The sequence below is a fragment of the Paenibacillus sp. FSL L8-0436 genome (assembly GCF_038593025.1).
GTDB lineage: Bacteria > Bacillota > Bacilli > Paenibacillales > Paenibacillaceae > Paenibacillus_AQ.
The window spans coordinates 4003140-4021595 of sequence record NZ_CP151955.1; the positions used below are offsets into that span (position 1 = coordinate 4003140).

The 18456-nt window shown below is 51.8% G+C and carries 2 protein-coding genes; both read left to right on the forward strand.

Going from position 1 to position 18456, the window contains the following annotated elements; translation table 11 throughout:
• Positions 1-62: 62 nt before the first annotated feature.
• Positions 63-8525 carry an amino acid adenylation domain-containing protein gene (locus NSS79_RS18175; protein ID WP_342435574.1) on the forward strand — a complete coding sequence of 2821 codons (8463 nt, stop codon included), beginning with the start codon at positions 63-65 and terminating at the stop codon, positions 8523-8525.
• Between the two features lie 28 nt (positions 8526-8553).
• A complete protein-coding gene (locus tag NSS79_RS18180; RefSeq protein ID WP_342435575.1) occupies positions 8554-18438 on the forward strand; it encodes an amino acid adenylation domain-containing protein in 9885 nt (3294 codons plus the stop codon).
• Positions 18439-18456 lie beyond the last annotated feature (18 nt).

Genomic DNA, 18456 nt, shown 5'->3' on the forward strand with positions numbered 1-18456 from the left:
AAAATCACTTTCAGGTATCCGTTTCATCGTAAATGACATTCTTTGCTATGAGGTGAGTGACGATGTCCCATTTTTTAAGTTTGGTGGAATTGATCCGATGGAGAGCAGCCATGCAGCCCACTCGGCAGGCTCTGGGATTTATGGTGAACGGTCAGGAGCAGGAAATAACCTATGCCGAACTGGACAACCGCGCCCGCTCCATAGCTGCGGTTCTTCAGGAATTGAAGCTGGACGGGGAACGGGCGCTACTGATGTATCCGCCCGGCCTAGAATATATAACGGCTTTTTTCGGGTGTTTGTATGCGGGAATTGTTGCAGTTCCGGTCTATCCGCCGAGGCTTAACCGCTCGTTGTCGCGGATTGAATCTATTGTAGCCAATGCACAGGCTAAGCTAGCGCTAACGAGCGACAGGATCTATCAGAGCATCCAGAATCAGTTAACCGGTTCGTCTGAGCTGCGGAAACTGAAATGGTTAACTTCGCATGACTTCCTCAAAGCGGGAGATGGGGTGTACTGGAAGGAAATGAAATCAAAGGAAAACACCCTGGTCTTCCTGCAATATACTTCTGGATCGACTTCCCAGCCCAAGGGTGTACGGTTGACAAACGGCAATTTGCTGCATAATGCGGGACGGATTACCCATTCCTTTGGCTTAACAGAAGAGACCAAGCTTGTGCTCTGGCTTCCGCCTTATCACGATATGGGATTGATCGGCGGCATTATATCTCCGTTGTATGCTGGACTGCCCTCTACGCTGATGGCGCCGGTGGACTTCCTGCAGAGTCCTTTCCAATGGCTAAAGATGATTTCCGACAAGAGGGCGACTGTAAGCGGAGGACCGAATTTCGCCTATGATTTATGTGTCGAGGCCATAACCGAGGAGCAAATGGAAGGTCTAGATCTGACGAGCTGGCGTTTGGCCTTTAACGGAGCAGAACCAATAAGAGCAGAGACCTTAGAGCGGTTTAGGGACAAATTCTCGGTGAGCGGGTTCAAGAATGATGCCTATTTCCCTTGTTACGGACTGGCTGAATCGACGCTGATGGTTACTGGAGGAGAGCTCGGAAAGGGACCTTCAGTCTCTGCTTTTTCAAGAAAAGCATTGGGTGAGCATAAGGTAAGGACTCCGAAAGATCAGGAAGACCAGATGATCCTGATTGGGTCAGGCGGAAATATGGAAGGCCAGGACATTTGTATTGTACGACCGGATACGTCCGAAGTTTGTGATGTTGATGAAATCGGAGAAATCTGGGTTTCCAGCCCGAGCGTTGCGGAAGGCTATTGGAATAACCAGGAAGCAACCGGGCAGAGTTTTGGAAGAAGGCTCCTAGACGATCCCCGTCTCTATTTGGCAACAGAGGACCTAGGATGTATGCGAAATGGCGAGCTCTATATAACAGGCCGTAAAAAGGATCTGCTGATTATACACGGCATCAATTATTATCCTCAGGATATCGAAGCCTCAGCCGAACAAGCCCATCCCACGCTTCGCCTTGGCCACGGTGCGGTTTTTTCAGTTGAGATGAACCGGCAGGAAATGCTGGTCATTGTACATGAGGTTGAGCGCAAATACCGGAAAAGCTTGAATCCCGAAGAGGTCAGCGATGCCATTCGTTCCCGGATCGCGGAGGAGTTCGGACTGCAGACCTATGCCGTTATTCTCTTGAATCCAGGACGTATTCCCAAAACCTCAAGCGGTAAGATCCAGAGACAGCTATGTAAAAAAGAATTTCTGTCAGGAACCCTGGATATGCTCAGTAATAACTACATTTCAAGTGAACCGCCAACCACAGATTCACCCGATCAGCAGGAGCTGCTGAAGCTGCCGGTTGAAGAGCGGGCTGTGCGCATCGGTCGCTACGTTCGGGGCTTGCTTGCAAATGCGCTGAACATTGATGAGTCCCGTCTTTCAAGGGATGAGTCCATAGTGAACTGGGGATTGGACTCTCTTGCAGCTCTTGAATTGATTAACCGAGTTAACACTGACTTAGGGGTTTCCTTGTCGGTGGTGAACCTGCTTAACGGAACCAACCTTCCCGAATTAACACAGGACATTTGCAGAAAGATGGAGGAAGGGACTGCCGAACCTGCTTCTATTATTAATGAAGAGATGAGCTGGAACCATCAGCTTTCCTATGGACAAAAAGCTTTGTGGTTCCTTCAGCAGTATGAGCCGAGGAACACCGCTTACAATCTGTCGTTTGCCGTTAAATCCTCATCGGGATTTCAAGAGGTCGCACTACAGCAGTCCTTTCAATATCTCATCGAACGACATGAAGTGCTGCGGACTGTCTATCCTATGGAAGATAAACAGCCAGTCGCCAGCACTCTTACAAACGCCATACTCAATTTTGAAATCATCGATGTAGCTGACCATGACGAACAGAAGCTGCGGTCTCTGCTGTCCTGTGAAGCACACAAGCCGTTTAAGCTGGAGCAGGAAGTGTTCCGCATACGGCTTATACGAACTTCGCAGGCAGGCGATATTCTGCTGCTATCCGTGCATCATATCGCGGCGGATCTGTGGTCTCTTGTGCAGCTGATGGAGGAATGGGGGGAGGTATACCCCAAATTGGTAAGCGGTGAGCAAGTCCGGTTGCCGGAGTCTGTCGGACGGTACAGATCCTTTGTTATGCAGCAGCAGGAGCTTCTGGACAGTCGGTGCGGACAAGAGCTTGCTGCTTACTGGGAGGAGCAGTTCTCCAAGCCTATCGAACAGCTTGCATTGCCTTTGGATAAGCCAAGACCTAAAAATATGAGCTATAAAGGCTCCTGTTACGATTTTGAGATTGGGCAGAAATTGACGAAGGCGATTAAAGACCTGTCCAGGGCTCAGGGTGTAACCCTGTATGCCTTGCTTATGGCGTCTTTTCAAGTACTGCTTCATCACTACAGCGGGCAATCAGAGATTTGTGTTGGTACTCCTACTGCTGAGCGCCATGACCCGAATATGAAGGATACGGTCGGGTATTATGTTAATCCGGTTGTAATCCGCGGTTCTGTAGAGGATAACCTGTCCTTTGTCCAATTTCTTAAGACAATCCAACAACAGGTGCTTGGCGCAATTCAGCATCAGGGCTATCCGTTTGCAAGGCTGCTCGAACACCTGCAGGTGACAAGAGACCTCGGGGTTTCTCCTCTATTCCAGGTGATGTTTGTTCTGGAGAAACCGCAGAAGCTGGAGCATCTGTCCAGTATCATTCTTGGACGTTCCGGGGAGAAATTTGCCCTTGGGGAGTTGCAGCTGGAATCTTTCGGACTGCAGCCGCAGACTTCTCAGTTCGACCTTACACTTATGATCGTGGAGACGGAAGGAACGCTCGGAGCCAGACTGGAGTACAATACGGATTTGTTCACAGCGGATACGGCCAAAAAAATGGCAGAAGCATTCAAAGTTCTGCTCGGTGGGATTGCGGCCGATCCGGATTGTCCGGTGTCCCGTTTGCCTGTAATCCCTGCGGACGAACGGAGAAAGGTCCTAACGGAATGGAACGCTACGCAGTGTGAGTACGAGCTGGACAAGCCCTTGATCCGGTGGATTGAAGAGCAGGCCGAACGGACTCCGGACGCGATGGCCGTCCGATTCGAAGGCCGGGAGCTGACTTACAGCGAGCTGAACCGTCAAGCGGAACAACTGGCTAGACGGCTCCGCAGAATGGGCGCTGGTCCAGACCGGTTCGTGGGCATCAGCGTAGAACGCTCGCTTGAGATGATGGTCGGGCTGCTGGGCATCTTAAAGTCCAGGGCAGCCTATGTTCCGCTGGACCCTACGTATCCCCGGGAGCGGCTGGCTTTCATGCTGCAGGACGCTGGAGTGCCGATCCTGCTGACCCAGTCCCATCTGGCCGCAGGACTGCCGGAGCATGCTGCGCAGATCGTGCTTCTAGACGGGCCAAAGTCCGCACCACCGGAGGAGATTGTGGAAGAGGAACCGGTGAAGTCGGCTGCAGGACCGAAGAATGCGGTGTATATGATCTACACCTCGGGTTCGACGGGTACTCCCAAAGGCGTGATTAATATTCAGGAAGCGGTGGTGAACCGCCTGCTGTGGATGCAGGATACTTTCCGCCTCACGCCGGAGGACCGGGTGATGCAGAAGACGCCGATCAGCTTCGACGTATCGGTGTGGGAGTTATTCTGGCCGCTGATGGCCGGAGCCGGGCTAATTATCGCAGCGCCAGAAGGACATAAGGACCCGGATTACCTCCTTCGGCTGATCCGCAAGGAACAGGTGACGACGTTGCACTTCGTGCCGTCGATGCTGCAAATGTTCGTGGAGCAGCCCGGGGTGGAAAACACCGCGAGCCTGAAGCGGGTGATCTGCAGCGGGGAAGCTCTGCCGTATGAACTGCAAGAACGGTATTTCACGCAGGTCGGTGCAGAGCTGTGGAATCTGTACGGGCCGACGGAAGCAGCGATTGACGTGACCTTCTGGAAGTGCAGCCCGGGAACAGGAACGAGCAACATACCGATTGGATATCCGGTGGCCAATACGCAGATGTATGTGCTGAACCGGGAGCTGCAGCCGGTGCCGGCGGGTGTCACGGGAGATTTGTACATCGGGGGCGTGCAGTTAGCCCGAGGATATCACGGCCGGCCGGATTTGACGAACGAGCGGTTCTTGCCGGACCCGTTCCGCAAAGATACGGGATCACGAATTTATAAGACGGGGGATTTGGCCAGATACGGGCCGGACGGAAGACTGGAGTACGCCGGACGGAGCGATGACCAGATCAAGCTGCGAGGATTCCGGATTGAGCTGGGGGAAATTGAAGCGGCAATGCTGAAGCATTCTGAGGTAGTGGAAAGTGCCGTTGTTGTGCGGGAGGACGGCCGTGCCGGGAAACGGCTGATCGGATACTGGACATCGAAGAAGCCGGGGCGTGTGAGTGGGGCAGAGCTACGGAGCTTTCTGAAAGAGGAGCTGCCAGAATACATGGTTCCGGCGGCGTGGGTGGAAGTGGAGGCGATGCCGCTGACACCAAGCGGGAAGACAGACCGCCGTCAGCTGCCGATGCCGCAGGAGAGCAGGCCAGAACTTGCGACAGGGTATGTCCCGCCGTCAACCGAGACAGAGCGCAAGCTGGCTGACATTTGGCAGGATGTGCTGGGTGTAGACCGGGTAGGCGTTAACGATAACTTTTTCACCTTGGGCGGTCATTCCATTATGGCAACACAACTGGCGTCATGGATAAGGGAATCTTTAGAGGCCGAGATCTCGCTGAAAGCGATTTTTGAGAATCCGACAATCAGCGAGATGTCACGTTACCTTGAGCAGCACAGTCTACCCTCTGCTTATGGCGAATCCTCTGAGAAGTTAGAAGGATTTAATGCAGGTGCTGATGACCGCGACGCAGATTATCCGCTTTCTTTTGCTCAGCAGCGGTTATGGTTCCTGAATAACTATATGGAAGATAAAGCGGCCTACAATATTCCCGGCGCACTAAGGTTCAAGGGAAACTTGAATCTACAAGCTCTTCGCAGCAGCCTGAACGAGATCGTCAATCGTCACGAAGGTCTTCGCTCTGCTTTTCATGAGTTAAGCGGTATTCCTTTTGTTCAAATACGAGAATGGGTATGTCTGGAGCTTGAACTGCTGCCTTGTCCATATGCCAAGGAGGATCGGGAATCTGCAATTCAGCGGTTGGCTGCGGAGGAGGCAAGCAGACCCTTTGATCTGTCCAGCGATCCACTCATCCGGGCGTCTTTGTTCCGTTTAGATACGGAAGATCATCTGTTTCTAGTCACGATGCACCATATTGTCTCGGACGGCTGGTCCTTAGCGATATTTACGCAAGAATTGTCCAAGCTCTACAACGCCTATTTGCATCATAAGACTTCACCTCTGACTCCGCTTCAATACCAATATTCACATTATGCACGCTGGCAGCGCCGCTCTTCGGCAGAACCGCAATGGACAAGTCAACTGAATTACTGGAAAAAGAAGCTGCGTAGCCTTAAGCCTGTCCTGATGCTTCCTGCTGATTTCCCGCGTCCCGAACAGCAGCGGTTTAGAGGGAGTGTGCAACGGTTTAGGCTGGATGTTGGATTGCTTGAGTCACTACAAGAGCTGGGGCGTTCTGAGGGAGCTACCTTGTTCATGACTGTTCTGGCGGTATTTACTATGTTGCTTGGCCGATATACGAATGAAGACGATATTGCAGTGGGGACGCCCATCGCAGGCCGGAACCGGAAAGAGATAGAACCCATTATTGGCTTGTTTGCCAATACCCTGGTTCTGCGGACAGATCTGTCAGGGACAACTGACTTTAGACAGTTACTTCGCAAAGTCCGTGAGAGCTGCCTTGAAGCATATGATCATCAGGATGTTCCATTCGAGAAGCTTGTGGAGATATTGCAGCCGGTACGGAATCCTATGTATTCTCCCTTGTTCCAGGTGATGTTCATTTTGCAGAACAACGAGCTTCCGGCTATTAGGCTCGATCATATCCTTACGGAGCCGGTCCAATATGACCAGGGCATTGCCAAGTTTGATTTAACGCTGACGTTCGAAGAAACGGCCAGCGGACTGGAAGGGAATTTCGAATATAACACTGATTTGTTTCATCCGGATACGATAAACAGGATGGCGGGTTATTTCCAGGATCTGCTTCACGCTGTAACAGCGCATCCAGACTGGAATATCCATACCTTGTCTATACCGCAAAAAGAATATCTGCAGACAAGCGGAGAACCGCAGTATGGAGAGGTACAGCCGTCAACCAAAGGATTCATTGGACTGTTTGAAGAGCAGGTACACCGGACACCGAATTCCGCAGCCATTGTATATGAAGGGCATACGGTCTCCTATTCGGAATTAAACGGGCGTGCCGAGCTATTGGCTGCCAGGCTGCTGAAGGAAGGGATCGGGGAAGGTTGCCCCGTCGGTCTTTTTATGGAAAGATCGCCTGATTTTGTGGTGTCCTTCCTGGGGATATTGAAATCCGGAGCCTTATGCGTCCCGATCGATGCTGAATGTTCAACTGGAAGAATCAACACGATAGCCGAAGACTCTGGTATGCTGCTGATTCTTACCCAGCAGCATCTAAAAGAAAAGCTGCCGTCATTCATGGAACAAATCATCACTATTGACGATGCCAGAATAACACGGTCCAATTGTGGCATGGAGGACAGTCTTGAGTTTAAAACCCGCTTGAAGCCTGAACAGCCGGCATGCCTATTATACGCCTCCGGCAGTGGTTCAGCACCCCGGGGAGTTATTGTCACACATTCCTCTCTGACAGTTCAAGCGAAAAGGATGGAAGACTTGCTCAAGAAAGAGCTGACAGAAAAACCTCTGCGGGCAGGATGGACCGGTTCTACTGAATCGGAGAGCCTTCTGACGCAGTTGCAGTATCTTTTATATGGGCATACCCTGTATCCTGTCCGGCATGACATTCGTACAGAATCCACCGAGATGCTCACTTTTGCAAGAAAACATGAAATCGAAGTATTTGTCTGTACGCCGCCTCAGCTGCGAATGCTGATCGGAGAGGGGCTAATACTTCAGCGCCCAACCGCACTGAAGACGATTTGTGTTATCGATGAGCTGCTGGACCAAACACTGTGGAGTAGCTTGGCGAAGAGCGAGGATATCCGTTTCTATCAAATTTTCGGACTGCCGGAGCTGGCGGGAGCAGCGATTGGATGCCGGATTGCAGATTACGCGGAGCCTTGTCTGGGTCAGCCTTTATATGACGTGAAGCCAGCCGTTCTAAACCGGTACAAGCAGCCAGTACCCTTAGGAGCACCCGGAGAACTGTATTTTACCCAATCTGATCCTGGGCCGCTGTATTGGAAAAGCGCTGCTGTACATCATGCAGAAACGAGTTCACTGCAGGCTGAATGGTTCAGTTCCGGTATTTGGGTCCGCAGATTGCAGGACGGTACTATCCGCTACATTGGAACAATAGATGATGACGCCGAATCCGAAGGTTTCCGCATGGAGAAAGAACCTGTTGAAGCTGTCTTGTATCGTCATCCTGCGGTCAGACAGGTGTGCATAAAGAAAATTGACGCGGGTCCTGTCCCTGTGCTTGCAGTATATCTGTCAGTTTATCCAGAGAGCGTAACGGCTTCCGAATTGAAAGAGTACATGCACATGAGGCTGCCGGGTCATTTGATCCCTCGGTATCTGGTTCTGCTTGACAACATTCCTTTAACCTATGGTGGCCAATATGACATGGTGAGCCTGCCTCATCCGGACACCACCAGCAACCCAGCAGAATGCAGCGCAGAACCAAGAAATGCGATTGATGAATTCATATTGAAATACTGGCGGGAGCTTCTTGGAGCACCTAATATGGGCATTAACGATCATTTCTTTGAATGGGGCGGGCATTCCCTGTTGGCTATGGAAGTGATATCTCAGATCCGGGACGAGTTCGGCGTGCACCTTTCTGTTAAGCATTTGTTTGATTCACCTACAGTTGCCCGTTTGAGCAATGAAATCGAGCGTCTTCTCATCGAGGAAATCGAGAGCATGGATGAAGAAGAAGCCCGCTTGCTGCTGGAAGCCGAATAGGGACTAGATCGTAAAGGAGACTGGCAAAATGACAAGCTTTGACCCGCAAGACTCTCGTCTGTCCAAATTATCCGATGCCAAACTTGCGCTGCTGAGCAAAAGGATGAACCGGGGAGAGCATGAGCCGAGAAGGTCCCGTATTATGCAACGGGCAGCCGGAGGTCCGGCTCCATTATCTTCTGCTCAAACCGGAATGTGGTTTATAAGTCAATATGACTCCTTAAGCTCGGAATACAATATGTGTGCTGCTGTAAAAATGACCGGGAATCTTCAAATCGCATCCTTGCAGGAAAGTCTGTCAGCTATTGCCCGCAGGCATGCGGCGCTGCGTACTTCCTTTATCGAGCTGAACGGAGAACCTCAGCAGGTGATGGCGAGCGAGATTAGTATCCCGCTTGAGATTATCGACCTCAGGGGAGAGGAAGAAGATTATGGAGAGGAAACGGCGCTCCGTGCTGCCAAAGCGGATGCGCAGCAGCCATTTGATTTATCGGAAGCGCCGCTTCTGCGGACCAAGCTGTTTCATGTCAGCAGGAATACTTTGATTTTCTATATCAATATGCACCACATTATTTCAGACGGTTGGTCCAAAGGGCTTTTGATCCAAGAAATTATGTCCTGTTATAAAAGCCTAGTGGATCAGGTGGCTGTAAGCTTGCCGGAGCTGCCGGTTCAATATGCGGATTATGCATGGTGGGAACAAGAGTGGCTTCAATCAGAAGGTTACCGGAAGCAGTTGGAGTATTGGAAGAACCATTTACAAAGCCCGCATCCTGTTCTGCAATTACCGATGGAACGTAAATCTCCATTAGTCCCGGCTACTGAGGGTGACATCTGTTCTTTTGAAATTCCAGCGGTATTAACCGCCAAGCTGCGGGAGTTCGGAACGAACGAAGGTGCCACACTGTTCATGACACTGCTGTCTGCCTTCAAGGCCCTGTTGTTCAGATATACGGGACAGGAGAATTTGCTGATCGGTACGCCGGTGGCTAACCGGAACCATTCCGAGACTGCCAATCTGATCGGCTGCTTCGTGAATAGCCTCGTCATCCGTTCGCAACTCTCTGCAGCCTCAACCTTTCGTGAATTGGTTAGGGAGATAAAGCATACATGCCTGAACGCTTTTTCCAATCAGGAAGTTCCGTTTGAAAAGGTGCTCCAAGAACTCCATGTCAGCCGGTCCGCAGGAGTCTCTCCCTTATTCCAGGCCGTGTTCACGCTGCAAAATACGCCGAAACAGAACCTGGAGCTTCCGGGTCTGACATTGGAATACATGAACCTTCATAACGATACAGCCAAGTATAATCTGGTGTTGTCGGTCGAAGAGGAGGGAAGTGTTCTGCAAGGAACGCTGGAGTATCGCAGCGGACTGTTTGATCCTGAGGACATGGAGCGCATGGCGGACCACCTGTTAAATATGATGAAGAGTGCGGTTGAATCGCCAGACATTCCTATATCCCGTCTATCCATTATGAGTGGGGCGGAACTGGAGCGGACGATCAAGGAATACAGCGGAGGAGCGTCGGAAGCTCAGCTGCAACATCACAATCTGGTTGAATGGTTTGAACAGCAAGCCTCACATACGCCCGATCACATTGCCTTAACTTTTAATGAAACGGAGCTGACCTACCGGGAGCTCAATGAACAAGCTAACCGGGTCGCCCATTATCTGCTTCAATCGGGGATACAGGCAGAACAATTCATCGGCTTATATATAGAACGGTCAATCGAAATGATCGTCGGTCTCATCGGCATCCTGAAAGCCGGCGGCGCCTATGTTCCGCTTGATCCCGCGCTGCCTGCCGACAGACTAAGCTATATGCTGCGTGACAGCGGTCTGCAGACGATCATCACATCGAATGGTCTTTCCACTTCGCTTTCAGCATATCAAGGCGCATGGATCGAACTTGACGGGCCTGGAATGTTGCTGTCCGGGAAGCCGACAGGCAATCCCAATTGTACCATCTTATCTGGTCATCTGGCCTATATGATCTATACATCAGGTTCAACCGGACAGCCAAAAGGGGTTATGGTAGAGCACGGCAACGCTGTCCGGCTCTTTGAAACCACACAGTCCTACTTCACATTCAACGAAAAAGATGTGTGGACGCTGTTCCATTCCTATGCTTTTGATTTTTCCGTCTGGGAAATTTGGGGCGCACTCCTGTACGGAGGCCGCCTTGTGATAGTACCTTACTGGATTAGTCGTTCACCGGAAGATTTCTACCGTACCCTGCTTCAAGAGCAGGTTACCGTCCTGAATCAGACACCTTCGGCTTTTCGTCAATTGCTGAAGGCTGAAGAATCCGCGTTTCCTGGCACTGAGCTTGCACTGCGTTACATCGTTTTTGGCGGAGAGGCTCTGGATATGGATTCGCTTAAGCCGTGGTTTCAGCGTCATGGGGAACATGCTGTCCAGTTAGTCAACATGTACGGGATAACGGAGACAACGGTTCATACGACGCTTTACCCGATTAGCAGCTTGGATACAAAAACACACAGTGGAAGTATCATCGGCCGCCCGCTGGGCGATCTTTCCATCTATGTGTTGAACGAGCATTTGCAGCCCGTACCCGTAGGCATTCCGGGAGAAATGTATGTCGGCGGCGCCGGGGTCACGAGAGGTTATTGGAAAAAAGCAGAATTGACTGCAGACCGGTTTATACCTCATCCTTACGTTCACGGAGAGCGGCTTTATAAAACAGGGGATTTAGCCCGCTTTCAGTCCGGTGGGAACCTGGAATATATCGGCCGGATTGACCATCAGGTCAAAATCAACGGTTTCCGCATTGAGCTGGGAGAAATTGAGGCTGTATTGAAACAAGTTCCAGAGATTGGCGAAGGGGTTGTGACCATTAGAGAGGAGCAGGGGCTCTCCGTACTGAAACGCCTGGAGGCGTATTTGGTCAAAAAACCTGGAAGGGAGCTAAACCTTCAGGCTATCCGGGTTTACTTAGGGCAAAAGCTGCCGAATTACATGATTCCTGCTGCATTCTATGAACTGGATACCATTCCGCTTACCCATAACGGGAAAGCGGATCTAAAGGCTATTCTGTCCATGAATGTACAGCAGGTCGACGGGGACAGCAGATTCAGCGCCCCAAGGACCGGGGAAGAACAACAGCTGTGCTCGATATGGCAGAAGGTACTCAGTGTTGATTCCATAGGGATTGATGATAACTTCTTCGAACTTGGCGGCGACTCAATCCGGGCTATTCGCGTAAGGGCGGAGGCTCAGCAGTTGGGGATTCTGTTCACGATTCAGCAGCTGTTCGAGCTCCAGACAATCCGTATGCTAGCAGAAGCTCTCAAACCGGAAGTGCAAATCTTACCTGAAGGTACAACACGGACGGCATTTCACGGTCTCAATGAATCGGACCGGTCCAAAATGCCGGACAGTGTCATCGACGCTTATCCGCTGAGCAGGCTCCAATCCGGGATGTTATTTCATTCGGTCCTGCATCCAAACGGCAGCTCCATTTATCACAACATCACCAGCATCACCTTAGAGGGTCAGCTCGAATTCGCAGCTCTCGACAGAGCTGTTCAAAAGGTGGTTTCAAAGCATCGTGTACTGCGGACTTCCTTTGACCTGACTTCCTACAGTGTTCCGCTGCAGCTGGTACACGGGTGGGCTCAAGCTGAAGTGAACATGGACGATCTGCGTGGCATGTCCACGAGGGAACAGGAAGCCGCGTTAAACAGCTGGCATGAAACGGAACGCAGAACTTCTTTTGACTGGACTTCATTTCCATTGTTTAGAATCCATATTCATCTTTTGACCGAAGATACATTCCAGTTTACGCTCACCGAGCACCATGCCATTCTGGACGGGTGGAGTGTAGCCTCGATGCTGACCGAGTTGTTTGGATACTATAACGATTATATTTGGCAACGGGAGCCCATGCAGGAAACCGCACTGTCCATTGAATACTCTAACTATGTGGAGTTGGAACAGCTGACCTTGGAAGACGAGGGTACCCGAAGATTCTGGGAGAAATACCTGTCAGAAGCGGCTTATAACCGATTACCTGGTGCTACAGGGACCGGTAACAACGGTCTGCGGGAAATCGCAATGGATTCCGCTGAATATACTGTTCCGGCTGAGCTTTTTGACGGTGCCAGGCAGCTGGCGGCAATGGCTTCAGTCCCGCTCAAAAGCGTACTTCTCGCCAGCCATCTGTATGTTCTCCGAACGTTATGCAACGAACCTGATCTGGTTACAGGTCTCGTTGCCAACTGTCGCCCGGAAGAGTTGTCTGGAGATCAGGTGCTCGGATTGTTCCTTAATACACTTCCTCTGCGGCTGCAGTTGAAGGATATAAACTGGCTGGAACTGGTGAAGATCACCTTTAAAACAGAAATGGAAGTCTGGCCGCACCGGCGTCTTCCGCTGGACGAAATCCAAAAAATCGCAGCTGAAGGGCAGCCGTTGTTTGATAGCGTATTTAACTTTACCGATTTCCATATTTATCAATCCTTCGCCGGGGCGCAAAATTTGAGCGTCCTGAACGCGGCAGACATAGCTTACACCAACTTTGATTGGATGACCCAATTTAATCTCGACGCGAGATCATCGGAGCTCAAATTGATTTTGCAGTGGAACACTTCTCGGTTCAGCAAAGAGCAAATGGTGCAATTCAAGGAATATTACTTGCGGACCCTGGAATCAATGACTCAGGAACCCTTGATCCGTTATTCGGCGTTTACCCCTCTCCCTGCGGACGAACGGAGAAAGGTCCTAACGGAATGGAACGCTACGCAGTGTGAGTACGAGCTGGACAAGCCCTTGATCCGGTGGATTGAAGAGCAGGCCGAACGGACTCCGGACGCGATGGCCGTCCGGTTCGAAGGCCGGGAGCTGACTTACAGCGAGCTGAACCGTCAAGCGGAACAACTGGCTAGACGGCTCCGCAGAATGGGCGCTGGTCCAGACCGGTTCGTGGGCATCAGCGTAGAACGCTCGCTTGAGATGATGGTCGGGCTGCTGGGCATCTTAAAGTCCGGGGCAGCCTATGTTCCGCTGGACCCGTCGTATCCCCGGGAGCGGCTGGCTTTCATGCTGCAGGACGCTGGAGTGCCGATCCTGCTGACCCAGTCCCATCTGGCCGCAGGACTGCCGGAGCATGCTGCGCAGATCGTGCTTCTAGACGGGCCAAAGTCCGCACCACCGGAGGAGATTGTGGAAGAGGAACCGGTGAAGTCGGCTGCAGGACCGAAGAATGCGGTGTATATGATCTACACCTCGGGTTCGACGGGTACTCCCAAAGGCGTGATTAATATTCAGGAAGCGGTGGTGAACCGCCTGCTGTGGATGCAGGATACTTTCCGCCTCACGCCGGAGGACCGGGTGATGCAGAAGACGCCGATCAGCTTCGACGTATCGGTGTGGGAGTTATTCTGGCCGCTGATGGCCGGAGCCGGGCTAATTATCGCAGCGCCAGAAGGACATAAGGACCCGGATTACCTCCTTCGGCTGATCCGCAAGGAACAGGTGACGACGTTGCACTTCGTGCCGTCGATGCTGCAAATGTTCGTGGAGCAGCCCGGGGTGGAAAACACCGCGAGCCTGAAGCGGGTGATCTGCAGCGGGGAAGCTCTGCCGTATGAACTGCAAGAACGGTATTTCACGCAGGTCGGTGCAGAGCTGTGGAATCTGTACGGGCCGACGGAAGCAGCGATTGACGTGACCTTCTGGAAGTGCAGCCCGGGAACAGGAACGAGCAACATACCGATTGGATATCCGGTGGCCAATACGCAGATGTATGTGCTGAACCGGGAGCTGCAGCCGGTGCCGGCGGGTGTCACGGGAGATTTGTACATCGGGGGCGTGCAGTTAGCCCGAGGATATCACGGCCGGCCGGATTTGACGAACGAGCGGTTCTTGCCGGACCCGTTCCGCAAAGATACGGGATCACGAATTTATAAGACGGGGGATTTGGCCAGATACGGGCCGGACGGAAGACTGGAGTACGCCGGACGGAGCGATGACCAGATCAAGCTGCGAGGATTCCGGATTGAGCTGGGGGAAATTGAAGCGGCAATGCTGAAGCATTCTGAGGTAGTGGAAAGTGCCGTTGTTGTGCGGGAGGACGGCCGTGCCGGGAAACGGCTGATCGGATACTGGACATCGAAGAAGCCGGGGCGTGTGAGTGGGGCAGAGCTACGGAGCTTTCTGAAAGAGGAGCTGCCAGAATACATGGTTCCGGCGGCGTGGGTGGAAGTGGAGGCGATGCCGCTGACACCAAGCGGGAAGACAGACCGCCGTCAGCTGCCGATGCCGCAGGAGAGCAGATCAGAACTTGCGACAGGGTATGTCCCGCCGTCAACCGAGGCAGAGCGCAAGCTGGCTGACATTTGGCAGGATGTGTTGGGCGTAGACCGGGTAGGCGTTAACGATAACTTTTTCACCTTGGGCGGAGATTCGATCCGGAGCATCTCAGTATTATCGAAGGCCTCAACTGCTGGAATTTTCTTTACGCTGCAGCAGCTCTTTGAATTCCCTATGATTTCAGCGCTGCTGAACCAGATTGGAGCCAATACCGCACAGATAACTGAAGTGAGATCCGTCGAGCCCTTCGCGCTGCTGACTCCTGCTGATGCCGTCAAATTGAAAAGCCTTGGAGTTGAGGATGCGTACCCGTTGACTGTTCTTCAGGCAGGGCTTGTCTATCATAGCAAATTGTATCCGAATACTGCTCTGTATCACGATATCATGAGCTTCACGATTAAGGGGCGTTTTGACGAAGAGGCCTTCAAGCAGGCAATTCAAAATCTGTCTGCGCGGCATTCCATTCTTCGGACAACCTTTGATCTATCCTCTTATAGCGAGCCGGTTCAGCTGGTCCATCTGCAGATAGACGAGGCGCTGATCATTATAGATCTCAGCAAGGTATCTGAAGCAGAGCGGAAAGAAGCGCTACACCGGTTCAAGGAGAGTGAGCGGCAGCTACAATTCGATTGGAGCAAGCCGCTGGTTCGTTTCTTCGTGCATGTGCTGGGAGACGACAAATACTGTGCCACCCTTAGTTTCCACGATTCCATGCTTGACGGCTGGAGTGTTAACGCCCTGATCGCCGAACTGTTCACAGACTATATCAAACGGATCAACGGCTCGGCTACTTCGATAAGAGCCTCGGCTGTTCCTTTCCGTGAATATGTGGCTTTGGAGAGGCTGGCGGCCGCCACTGAGGGGGATAAGCAATTCTGGCTGGATGCATTGGAGGGTATGACTTTTAGCCCGGTCCCGCGGATTACTTCCTCACCTGATGTAGCCGGCAGGTTTACGATTCGTTACTGGAAGGTGGATATCCCGCAGCACGTTTCGGATAAGCTTGTCCAACTGGCTGAGGAAATGGGGGTGCCGCTAAAAAGCATTTTGCTAGCCGTACACATGAGAGTTATGGGCCTGCTGGGCGGTACGGAGGATGTGCTGACGGGGCTGGAGCACAATGGTAGACCCGAGGCAAATCAGGCTGAGAGCATGCTGGGCTTGTTTTTGAATACCATTCCGTTCAGGTTAAATCTCAATGTGGAAGAAGACTCATGGGAATCGCTGATACGGGAAACTTTCCGTACAGAGACCACTTTGCTCCCTTACCGTCGTTATCCCATGGCTCATATCCAAAGGGATCAGGGAGGCCAGCCTTTATTTGAGACAGTCTTTAACTACACCCACTTTCATGTGGCTGAGAAGCTGCTGAGGCTGCCTGAGCTTGAATTGACCGATATGGATACTGTGCTTGAAACCGACTTTCCGCTTCGCGCAGAGTTTTCCCGCGATATTGCCACCGGCCATGTCCGTTTTGAACTGCACTACAACGCCTGCATCTTGTCTGAGAGACAGGTCGGCGAAGTGGCAGGCTATTACCAAAAAGCATTCGATTGCTTGCTCAGTAACCGTCATGCCCGTTATCTGCATCAGGATCTGTTGTCCGAGGAGGAGAAAGAGTTGCTTTTGTACCGGTGGAACCAGAACAATGCTTCAAAGGATCCTTCGTTACCGGATGTATCATTCCCTCAGCTATTTGAAGAGAGAGCAGCGAATTGGTCGAATCGGATTGCTGCGAGTGACCGGGATCAGAGCATCAGTTACTTCGAACTGAATACCCGCTCAAATAAGGCTGCTCGTGAGCTGATCGCTAAGGGCGCGGGTCCAGGCGTATGTATTGCTGTACTCGGCCAGCGTAATCTGAATTTCTTGATTACCCTAATCGCCGTTCTAAAGTCGGGAGGCGTCTATGTTCCGCTCGACCCGCATTATCCGGAGGAGCGGATTGCAGATATGGTGGACATAAGCTGCAGCAGGCTGGTGATTACATCAGATGAGTATTCGGAACCGTTTGAGCGCATGATGGAAACCCGAAATTCAGATCAATTATGCGAGATTGTTACAATGACAGAGCTGCTTCAGGCAGAACACGCTACGGATTCCCCCGGCATGTACCCCGGTAAGGATCAGCTGGCCTATATTATTTTTACATCTGGATCAACAGGCCGGCCGAAAGGCGCAATGGTCGAGCACAAAGGAATGATGAATCATCTGTACGCCAAAATAACCGATCTTCAGCTGACCGAAGGTGATAGGATCGCCCAAAATGCATCGCAATGCTTCGATATTTCCGTGTGGCAATTTTTGTCCGGGCTTTTGGTTGGTGGAAGCGTGCATATCTTCGAGGATGAGCTTGTCTATAACGCAGCTGCCATGCTGCAAGTTATTGAACGCAAAGAAATTACCATTCTGGAAATGGTGCCATCGGTGATACGGACGATGCTGGATCAAACCGACCGGATGGATAAAGCGCCTGAATTGCCTTACCTCCGCTGGATGATCCCTACCGGAGAAGCTCTTCCACCAGATTTGGTTAGGCAGTGGTTCGGGCAATATTCCCATATTCCAATGATGAATGCCTACGGACCAACGGAGTGCTCCGACGATGTTACACATTACCCTATTTACGAAGAACCGGCTAACCCGTGGAGCATTGTCCCGATCGGACGTCCGGTCCGTGGCATGGCGATGTATGTGCTGGACAGCCACCTGAGGCCTGTACCCCTTGGAGTGCCCGGTGAGCTTTATGTAGGCGGGGTCGGTGTGGGAAGAGGGTATGTCGGTAATCCCGAAAAAACGTCAGAGGTCTTTCTGGACAACCGGTTTGATACTTCATTGGGTTCCAGACTGTACAAAACCGGAGATCTGGTCCGTTACCTTGAGGACGGAAATCTGGTGTTCCTCGGGCGCGTGGATCACCAGGTGAAAATCCGTGGTCATCGCATCGAAATCGGGGAGATAGAGACCGTTCTCGGGCGCCATCCGGGAATTCGGGAGAGCGTCGTAGTCGCGCTAGACAAGCCTCCCCATGAAAAATATCTGGCTGGTTATATCGTTACAAAGCCTGGATTAGAGTTGTCAGCCAAGGAGTTGCGTTCCTATCTGAGAGCCCAGCTGCCCGATTACTGCATTCCATCTTATCTATTGTTCATAGATGCGATTCCGTTAACGCCAAACGGCAAGGTTGACCGGAAACAGCTGCCCCTCCCTAATGAGCATCAGGAGTCGAATGACGAGCCTGTTCTACTTCCTGAGAATGCGCTCCAGCAGTCCATTGCCGCTGTGTGGGAGGATGTACTCCAAAGGGAAACGGTCGGAATCGACGAGCATTTCTTTGAAATCGGTGGGGATTCGCTCCGGTTAATGCAAGTTCACAGTAGGCTTGAGCAGACACTGGGCTGTACGATAGCGATTGCTGATTTATTTCAGTATCCTACCATCAAATCGCTGGCTGTGCTGCTCCATGACTCGGCTGAGCAAGATAAACGCAATCGGGAAGAATTATCCGGGACCATGGAACGGGTCAGCCAGCGCAAGGAAAAGATGAAGAAGCGGAGACAAGCCCGCGATCCACAGGAGTAATCCGGAGAGGAGAGATTC

Coding starts and splice junctions, on each gene's coding strand:
- NSS79_RS18180 (WP_342435575.1), top strand. CDS start 8,554: ATGACAAGCTTTGACCCGCAAGACTCTCGTCTGTCCAAATTATCCGAT.
- NSS79_RS18175 (WP_342435574.1), top strand. CDS start 63: ATGTCCCATTTTTTAAGTTTGGTGGAATTGATCCGATGGAGAGCAGCC.